Genomic DNA, 8,201 nt, shown 5'->3' on the forward strand with positions numbered 1-8,201 from the left:
CCCCAGACCAAGGCGGTCAAGATCGCCGATCCGTCACTCGACGATGAAATGGCGAAACTGCTCGGCGAGCTTTCGAGCCATAAGCGATAATGCGCCATCGGATAGTACACGCAAAAAAGGCGGCCGAGGCCGCCTTTTTCATTTCTTCGATATTCCGCAATCAGTCGTCTCGATAGACTTTTTCGCGGCGCTCATGACGCTCCTGAGCTTCGATCGACAGCGTGGCGATCGGACGCGCGTCCAGTCGCTTCAGCGAGATCGGTTCGCCAGTCTCCTCGCAATAGCCGTAGGTTCCCTCGTCAATTCTCTGCAGCGCCGAGTCGATCTTGGAGATCAACTTGCGTTGACGGTCGCGCGCTCGAAGTTCGATGGCACGGTCCGTCTCGGATGATGCGCGATCGGCAAGATCCGGGTGGTTGGCATTTTCCTGCTGGAGTATTTCGAGTGTTTCGCGAGCTTCGCGGAAGATGTCGTTCTTCCAGGCAATCAACTTAGCTCTGAAGTAAGACTTCTGCCGTTCGCTCATGAACGGCTCCTCCTCAGAGGGCACATAACCAAGTGTAACGGTATCGTTCATTCGACTCACCCGATAACCCCGTTTCGCCGCCTATATATTCGCGGGTCAACCCTCACACAAGAGCATTCCTGGAAAAGTTGTCGCAGGCCTGCGTGTAGTGATTCGGGCGTGGCAAGAGCGCAACTCTCCTGCACAAGCAACGAGGAACGGCATCGTCCGGTTGCAAGGTGCCTGGCGCTTGGCTACATCCTCAGATGGCTGTTGGCACAGGCTCGTCGGGAGCTTGAGCTTCCCGGGAGCGACATTTGAGCAAGCTCTATCTTCTCAGGCACGCCAAGGCTGGCTGGGCGCTGCCCGGCGTCAGGGATTTCGACCGCCCGCTCGACGCCACCGGCGTCGCGGATGCCGAAGCAACCGGCAGGGCGATGCGCGCCAATGGCTATGTTCCCGAACTGACGCTCTGCTCCAACGCCCGGCGCGCCCGCGAAACCCTGGAAGGTATCGCCGGCCACGCAGATACCGGACGGGTGGTTTTCACCGATGATCTCTACAGTGCGGACGCCGCCGGGTATCTGGAGAAAATCCGGGAAAATGGCCGGCACGGTTCTATCCTCATCATCGGTCACAATCCGATGATGGAGGACCTCGCCATGGCCGTTTCGGGCGACGGCGATGAGGCTGCCATACATACGCTGCAAACAGGTTTTCCGACGTCGGGGCTAGCCGTGGTCCGGTTCGAAGGCGAGCTTTCCGCTGCCGAGCTCGGCCAAGGTTATCTCGAAGCTTTCCTCACGCCAGCTGATCTTTGAAATTGCACGCCATTTCAAATCCCGTCGGCGCGACCTATATCCGACGCGACCTCATGGGGATCGACGATTGGCGTCTCTGACCACTTTCACCGACGAGGCGCGTATTGCCCTCGACACGCTTTCCGGCCGTGCCACGGGTATGTTTGCGCCTTCGCTGCGGCTTGGCGTCACCGGCCTTTCACGGGCTGGCAAGACCGTGTTCATCACGGCCTTCGTGCACAATCTGATCCATGGCGGGCGGTTGCCGCTGTTTGAAGCGCAGAAATCGGGGCGTATTTCGCGCGCCTTCCTCGAAGAGCAGCCCGACGACGCGGTGCCCCGTTTTCAATATGAGGATCATGTCGGAGCGCTCGTCGACCAGCGGATCTGGCCGGACTCGACACGCGCCATATCGGAACTCAGGCTGACGATAGAATTTGAATCGGCTTCAGGCTGGAACCGCATGTTTTCAGCGGGAAAGCTGTCGGTCGACCTCGTCGACTACCCCGGCGAATGGCTGCTCGACCTGCCGCTGCTGGGCAAGAGTTACGACGACTTCTCCAGAGAGGCGTTTGAGCTGGCAGGTTTGCCGGTTCGGGCAGACCTGTCGGAAGGCTGGCGCGAGCTTGCAGCCACGGTGAAGCCCGAAGCGGACGCCGACGAGATGACAGCGCGGCGCCTGTTCGAGAGTTTTGCCGCCTATCTCAAGGCGTGCAAGGATGACGAGCGCGCACTGTCGACGCTGCCGCCAGGACGGTTCCTGATGCCGGGCGACCTAGAAGGCTCGCCGGCGCTGACATTTGCCCCGCTGCCTGGCCTCGCCCAGCGGGCGCGCCCCGGTTCGCTGCACGCGATGATGGAGCGGCGTTACGAGGCCTACAAGACCCATGTGGTAAAGCCGTTCTTCCGCGAGCACATTGCCCGCCTCGACCGGCAAATCGTGCTGATCGATGCAATGCAGGCGCTGAATGCAGGCCCTGGCGCCATCGCCGACCTCGAACGCGCGGTGACGGAAATCCTGGCCTGCTTCCGTCCCGGTCGCGGCAACCTGTTCACCGACCTGTTTTCGCGCCGCATCGACCGCATTCTGGTCGCTGCGACCAAGGCAGATCATCTGCACCATGAAAGCCACGACAAGCTGCAGGCGATCGTGCGGCGGCTGACCGATCGCGCCGTTGCACGCGCCAATCTCTCAGGCGCCGAAGTCGACGTTCTTGCGCTGGCCGCAGTCCGCGCCACCCGCGAGGGCACGGTCAAACAAGGTCGAGAGACACTGCCCGTCATCATCGGCACGCCGATCGAAGGCGAGACCATCGGCGAGGACCGTTTTGACGGCAATACCGAAACCGCCATATTTCCCGGTGACTTACCCGAAAAAGCCGATGTCGTGTTCCAGGATTTTGGCACCAATCACCGCCAGGACGCGAACGACCCGACGATCCGCTTCGTGCGCTTCCGCCCACCCCGGCTCGAGCGCACGGCCGAAGGCATGACACTGTCGCTGCCGCATATCCGGCTTGACCGCGCCCTGCAGTTCCTCATCGGAGATCACCTCGCATGAGCGCTCCCCGAAAGCCTGCGGCGTTCCGCATCGAACCGGAAATTGCCCTGCAAGACGTGGCCGCGAGCAAGAAAACGCAAGTGTCCCAGCCTGCCGAGCGCAAGCCGCGCGCGCTCGCCGCCGAGGCTGCGATTGTCACACCGGCCGAATTCGATGTGTTTGACGAGCCCAGCATCGCTGCCGCCGAACCGCCGCCGGCAACTGCGCCCAAGCGCAAGTCCCGCCTCGGCGCAATCTTTCTTGCCGCAGCAGGTGTTTTGATTTCGCTCGGTGTCGGGCTTTGGACCGACCGGCTGATCCGTGACCTGTTCACCCGCGCTGATTGGCTCGGTTGGCTCGCCATAGGCGCCGCCGGTATCGCGGCGCTTGCGTTGCTGGTCATTCTTGTTCGCGAGCTTCTCGCCGTCTTCCGCCTCGCTTCAGTCGAGCGGCTGCGCAACCGGGCAACCGATGCCATCGAACGCAATGACCCGGGCTTGGCACGCAATGTCGTCGATGAATTGTCGAATCTTTTGGCGTCGAAACCTGAAACGGCAGCCGGGAGGCGTACGCTTGCGGATCTGCGTAGCGACGTGATCGATGGCGCTGACCTCGTGCGGCTCGCAGAAACCGAGATTCTSACACCGCTCGATGCACAGGCAAAGATCCTGATCCTGGACGCTGCCAAACGCGTGTCGCTGGTGACGGCGGTCAGCCCGCGCGCATTGGTCGACATCGCCTATGTCGTGTTCGAAGCCGGTCGCCTGATACGCCGGCTAGCCGAGCTTTACGGCGGACGCCCTGGCACGCTCGGCTTCTTCCGACTTGCCCGAGCAGCCCTCGCCCACCTCGCCGTCACCGGCTCGATCGCCGTCGGCGACAGTTTCGTCCAGCAATTGGTCGGCCACGGCCTGGCTGCGAAACTTTCGGCAAAGCTCGGCGAAGGCGTGGTCAACGGGATGATGACCGCGCGTATCGGCATAGCCGCGATGGAGACCGCGCGCCCCCTGCCCTTTGCCGCGATGAAGCGTCCCGGCATGGGCGATTTCCTCGCCGCTCTCACCACATTTGCAACCAAGGACAAGGGCAGCGAAAAGGCCAAATAGACGAAGCATTAACCATTCTTGGTCATGGTCTTTTCAACCAATTGTTCCAGTTTCCTGCTGTCGGGTGTGCCCATGAAGCGCTTGTTGTTGTCCGCTGTCCTGCCTGCCATGGCCGTGGCGCTGCCATCCGTCGTGCACGCGGACATGGTCAAGGCACCAGAACGCGACAAGACGTTCTTCAAGTCGGTCCAAGGTGAATGGGTCGGCCCGGGCGAGATCGTCGCAGGCAAATACAAGGGAACGAAATTCACCTGCAATTTCACCGGCTCGACACCGGACGGCAAGGTCGGCATGTCGCTCGACGGCGGATGCCGCGTGGGTGTGTTCACCCAGAAGATGTCGGCAACCATCGAGCAGAAGGGCCGCAGCGGCTATAGCGGCAAATTCCTCGACGGCTCGGAAGGCAAAGGCCTCGATATCGTTTCCGGCAGCGTCGTCGATGGCCGCAAGGTCGTGCTTGCGATCAACAGAAATCAGCTCAACGGTGTGATGCAGGCGCGCGTGCCGGACGAAAATTCGATGCATGTCACCATTTCAGTGCGCGTCGAAAAGCAGCTTGTGCCGGTGATCGGAATGAAGCTGTCGCGTGTCGACGGCACGGCGGTCGGCGCCATCGCCAAGAACTGATTGTTTCCTCCTCCAACGAAAAGGGCGACACCTAAGGTGCCGCCCTTTCTTTTTTGAAGCTGAAGAATCAGCCCTTGATGGCCGTCAGCAAGTCGTCATAGGCCTTGCAGGCATCCGCCGAAGTCGTCGCGCCGGTGAACTTGGATGCAACTTCCGTCACCTTGGCAGACAGATCAGCCGCCTTGGCCGGATCCTTGGTGATGGCTTCCTGAAGCGCGGTTGCCACTTCCTGGCCCTTCTTGGCCATGATCTCGGCGGTGCATTCCGGCGCCTTCGAGCAGGCCGAAAGGCCAAGTGCAGCAACGCCAAGAACGGCAAGCAGAATATTTCTCATGTCAGTCTTTCCTCGTAACCGGCAGGAAATGCCGGCAGCTTTTCGATCCCCGCTGATCGAAACCACGCCCGCCATAGCGGCATGACATGCCAGACGCAATGGCAAGTTGTGCGGCCAAAGACTGACGCGCCGAACGTCGAACCACCGACATTTCGCAGCCCGGCGATTCGATTGGATGGGCGGGCTGTTCGACAGCCTTCGAAGCACCTATCTTGGCCCTTTCCCCAAAGCGGCAGCTGCCGCACGCATAAGGATCGACAAGGCGCATGGCGGCAGAAGCATCGGGTGTCGATCTGGTTCCGGTGGTGGCGTTGCTTGCCGCAGGCGTTGTTGCCGTCCCCCTATTCAAGCGCCTCGGCCTCGGCTCGATCCTTGGCTATCTCAGCGCCGGCGTGATCATCGGTCCTTTCGGCATCGGTGTCTTCTCCGAAGCCGAGACCATCCTGCATGTCGCCGAACTCGGCGTGGTGATGTTCCTGTTCATCATCGGACTTGAAATGCAGCCATCGCGGTTGTGGGGCCTGAGGCGCGAAATCTTCGGGCTTGGCGCCCTCCAAGTCGGCATTTGCGCGCTTTTGCTGACCGCTGTTGGGCTGGCGGGCGGCTTTTCAGTCGCTCAATCCTTCATCGCCGGCGCGGGATTTGTGCTGACTTCAACCGCAATCGTCATGCAGTTGCTCGACGAGCGCGGCGAGATGTCGACTCCCAAGGGCCAGCGCATGGTCTCGATCCTTCTGCTCGAAGATCTTGCCATCGTGCCGCTGCTTGCGCTTGTGGCCTTCCTCGCGCCTGTCGCGGCAAATGATGCCGGCACCGGCTGGGCCGGTAGGCTCACGGAGATCGGCATCGGCATCGCAGCGATCACCGGCTTGGTGATCGCTGGGCGCTATTTGCTCAACCCGCTGTTTCGCATCCTCGCCGAATCGCGCGCTCGCGAAGTCATGACCGCCGCAGCCCTGCTGGTCGTGCTCGGTTCGGCACTTGCCATGCAGTTGAGCGGCCTATCCATGGCGATGGGCGCCTTCCTCGCCGGCGTTCTGCTGTCCGAATCGACCTTCCGTCATCAGCTCGAGGCCGACGTCGAGCCATTCCGCGGAATCCTGCTCGGCATGTTCTTCATTGCCGTTGGCATGTCGCTCGATCTTATGGTGGTCGTCGCGAACTGGCAGCTGATCGCACTCTACGTTGTTGTCTACATGCTGATGAAGGGCCTCGGCATCTACGTCGTTGCCCGCTTCCTCAGATCAGGACACCGCGAGGCGCTGGAGCGCGCGGTGATCATGGCGCAGGGCGGCGAATTCGCCTTTGTGCTTTATTCCTCGGCCCTTGCCGTCGGAATCATCGACGGCGAAGCCAATGCGGTGCTTACCGCCATCATCATCATTTCGATGGTGCTGACCCCGTTGGCGATCATGGTCTTGCGCCGCTTCACGCCCAAGGACGAGCAGTCGCTCGAAGATGTCGACGTGGCCGCCGAACTCAGCGGCACCGTGCTTGTCATCGGCTTCGGTCGTTTTGGCCAGATCGCCAGCCAGCCGCTTTTGTTGCGCGGCGTCGACGTGTCCATCATCGACAACGACGTCGAGATGATCCAGGCGGCCGCCGACTTCGGCTTCAAGATCTATTATGGCGACGGCACCAGACTCGATATCCTGCACGCGGCGGGTGCGGGACGTGCACGGGCCGTGCTGATTTGCGTCGACAAGGAAGATGTCGCTGTCCGCATCGCCGAAAACCTCGCCGCCGAGTTCCCGCTGGTACCTGTACTGGCCCGCGCCTATGACCGCGGCACGGCGATCCAGCTCATTCGCGCCGGCGTCGACTACCAGCTGCGCGAGACCTTCGAGTCGGCCCTCGTCTTTGGCGGCGCCACGCTCGAAAAGCTCGGCGAGGATCCAGACGATGTCGCCGAAGTGATCGAAGAGGTGCGAAACCGCGATGCGGCGCGGCTGGAAATGCAGATCGCAGGTGATATCCAGTCAGGCCGCGACTATCTGCAGGGCAACATTCCCGGTCCGGTGCCAACACCACTGACACCGCCGCGGCGCACCGCCAAGGCGCTCAATGAGGAAGCCGCGAGCATGATCGCCAAGAAGACCGCGCCAAGCGAACAAACGGAGAGAAATTGATATGGTGGACAGGCAGCGCGCAACCGAAGTTGTGGCCTATTGGCGTGAGGCCGGCCCGGAAGGCTGGTTCCGCAAGGACGAGATGTTCGACGCTGGCTTTCGCAGCCGCTTCGGCGACCTTCACATGGCCGCCGCCAAGCGCCAATGTGATGCCTGGGCCGAAGACGCCGAAGGTGCGCTGGCGTTGATGATCCTGCTCGACCAGTTTCCACGCAATTGCTTCCGGGGCAGCGGCCATATGTATGCCACCGATCCCCTTGCCCGCCACTTTGCCCGCAAGGCGATCGCCGATGGCCATGACCTCGCCACCGAAGCGCCGATCCGGGTGTTCTTCTACCTGCCGTTTTCGCATTCCGAGGCCCTGGCCGACCACGACATCCCGCTCGAACGCTCGACAGCCCTTGGCGGCGACTATCTGAAACACGCCATCGGCCATCGCGACATTGTCGCCCGCTTCGGCCGCTTCCCGCACCGCAATTTCATCCTCGGCCGCGAATCAAGCGAACAGGAGCTGGCATTCCTGGAAGCGGGCGGCTTCTCCGGCTGAGCCTTCAAAGCTCCAGGCGCATCAACGGGCGGCCAGGCCTGCGTTCGGCGGTGCGGGCGAAGCCTGCTTTTTCGAATACCCGCGTCGAGCCGACGAACAGGCCGACCGAGCGCGAATCCTTCGACTGGTCCATCGGACACGCTTCAACAATACGAGCGCCCGATTGCCGCGCGAATGCGATGCCGGCATCGACAAGTCGATGCGTCAGCCCCTGGCCACGCGCTGTTTTGCGAATGAAAAAACACGAGATCGCCCAAACTAGCGGGTCGCTGGCATCGCCCGGCTCAAACGGTGCCGAGCCCCTGCCCGCATTGTTGAACTCCGGCACGTCGGCGCGCGGGCCGATCTGCATCCAGCCGCTCGCCTCATTGTCTTCGAATGCTAGCAAACCCGGCGGCGGGCCAGCCTCGATACGCGCCTTGATGTGATCCTTGTTGCTCTCGCGATTGTTTTCTCGGCGTGCTGCCGGCGGCAGCCTGAAATAGGTGCACCAGCAGCCGTAGCAGGCRCCCTGCTTGCCGAACAACTCCTCGAAATGCGGCCACAGATCGGGCGTCAACGGCGAGATGGCAATAGTCATGGTATAGCTCCGTCACACGGCCTTGTCCCGACG

At 61.7% G+C, this 8,201-nt stretch carries 9 protein-coding genes; 6 read left to right on the top strand and 3 right to left on the bottom strand.

The window, feature by feature from the left end:
* Positions 1-160: 160 nt before the first annotated feature.
* Entirely contained in the window at positions 161-577 is a 417-nt protein-coding gene (gene dksA, locus AC1DUU_RS15955; RefSeq protein WP_476784386.1) for an RNA polymerase-binding protein DksA, read from the bottom strand.
* 245 nt (positions 578-822) lie between these two features.
* On the opposite strand from dksA, the gene AC1DUU_RS15960 reads away from it, so the two are divergent.
* From AC1DUU_RS15960 to AC1DUU_RS15975, 4 genes are all read left to right on the top strand, one after another.
* Complete coding sequence (locus AC1DUU_RS15960) at positions 823-1,326, top strand: SixA phosphatase family protein (protein ID WP_476784387.1); 504 nt, start codon at positions 823-825, stop codon at positions 1,324-1,326.
* A gap of 67 nt (positions 1,327-1,393) precedes the next feature.
* Positions 1,394-2,866 (top strand): YcjX family GTP-binding protein, encoded by a 1,473-nt coding sequence (locus AC1DUU_RS15965; protein WP_476784388.1) that lies wholly within the window; start codon positions 1,394-1,396, stop codon positions 2,864-2,866.
* Entirely contained in the window at positions 2,863-3,951 is a 1,089-nt protein-coding gene (locus AC1DUU_RS15970) for a YcjF family protein (protein ID WP_476784389.1), read from the top strand. Before AC1DUU_RS15965 ends, AC1DUU_RS15970 begins: the two co-directional genes overlap by 4 nt.
* A gap of 108 nt (positions 3,952-4,059) precedes the next feature.
* Complete coding sequence (locus tag AC1DUU_RS15975) at positions 4,060-4,578, top strand: hypothetical protein (protein WP_476784394.1); 519 nt, start codon at positions 4,060-4,062, stop codon at positions 4,576-4,578.
* 67 nt (positions 4,579-4,645) lie between these two features.
* Here AC1DUU_RS15975 and AC1DUU_RS15980 read toward each other — a convergent pair whose 3' ends face one another.
* Positions 4,646-4,912: a hypothetical protein gene (locus tag AC1DUU_RS15980; protein WP_476784390.1), complete on the bottom strand. Its 267-nt coding sequence runs from the start codon at positions 4,910-4,912 to the stop codon at positions 4,646-4,648.
* A 266-nt stretch (positions 4,913-5,178) separates the two neighbouring features.
* Between AC1DUU_RS15980 and AC1DUU_RS15985 the strand changes: the two genes are divergently transcribed.
* Together AC1DUU_RS15985 and AC1DUU_RS15990 are read left to right on the top strand one after the other, a co-directional pair.
* On the top strand, positions 5,179-7,041 hold the full coding sequence (locus AC1DUU_RS15985; RefSeq protein ID WP_476784391.1) for a monovalent cation:proton antiporter-2 (CPA2) family protein: 1,863 nt from the start codon (positions 5,179-5,181) through the stop codon (positions 7,039-7,041).
* Between the two features lies 1 nt (position 7,042).
* On the top strand, positions 7,043-7,588 hold the full coding sequence (locus AC1DUU_RS15990) for a DUF924 family protein (protein WP_476784392.1): 546 nt from the start codon (positions 7,043-7,045) through the stop codon (positions 7,586-7,588).
* Positions 7,589-7,592: 4 nt separating this feature from the next.
* Here AC1DUU_RS15990 and AC1DUU_RS15995 read toward each other — a convergent pair whose 3' ends face one another.
* Positions 7,593-8,168: an N-acetyltransferase family protein gene (locus AC1DUU_RS15995; RefSeq protein ID WP_476784393.1), complete on the bottom strand. Its 576-nt coding sequence runs from the start codon at positions 8,166-8,168 to the stop codon at positions 7,593-7,595.
* Positions 8,169-8,201 lie beyond the last annotated feature (33 nt).

The organism is Aminobacter sp. P4_H6_2 (assembly GCF_056400805.1).

What these genes read in the sequence shown, in the direction of transcription:
- dksA (WP_476784386.1), bottom strand. Translation starts at nt 577, where the DNA reads ATGAACGATACCGTTACACTTGGTTATGTGCCCTCTGAGGAGGAGCCG.
- AC1DUU_RS15975 (WP_476784394.1), top strand. Translation starts at nt 4,060, where the DNA reads ATGGCCGTGGCGCTGCCATCCGTCGTGCACGCGGACATGGTCAAGGCA.
- AC1DUU_RS15980 (WP_476784390.1), bottom strand. Translation starts at nt 4,912, where the DNA reads ATGAGAAATATTCTGCTTGCCGTTCTTGGCGTTGCTGCACTTGGCCTT.
- AC1DUU_RS15985 (WP_476784391.1), top strand. Translation starts at nt 5,179, where the DNA reads ATGGCGGCAGAAGCATCGGGTGTCGATCTGGTTCCGGTGGTGGCGTTG.
- AC1DUU_RS15990 (WP_476784392.1), top strand. Translation starts at nt 7,043, where the DNA reads ATGGTGGACAGGCAGCGCGCAACCGAAGTTGTGGCCTATTGGCGTGAG.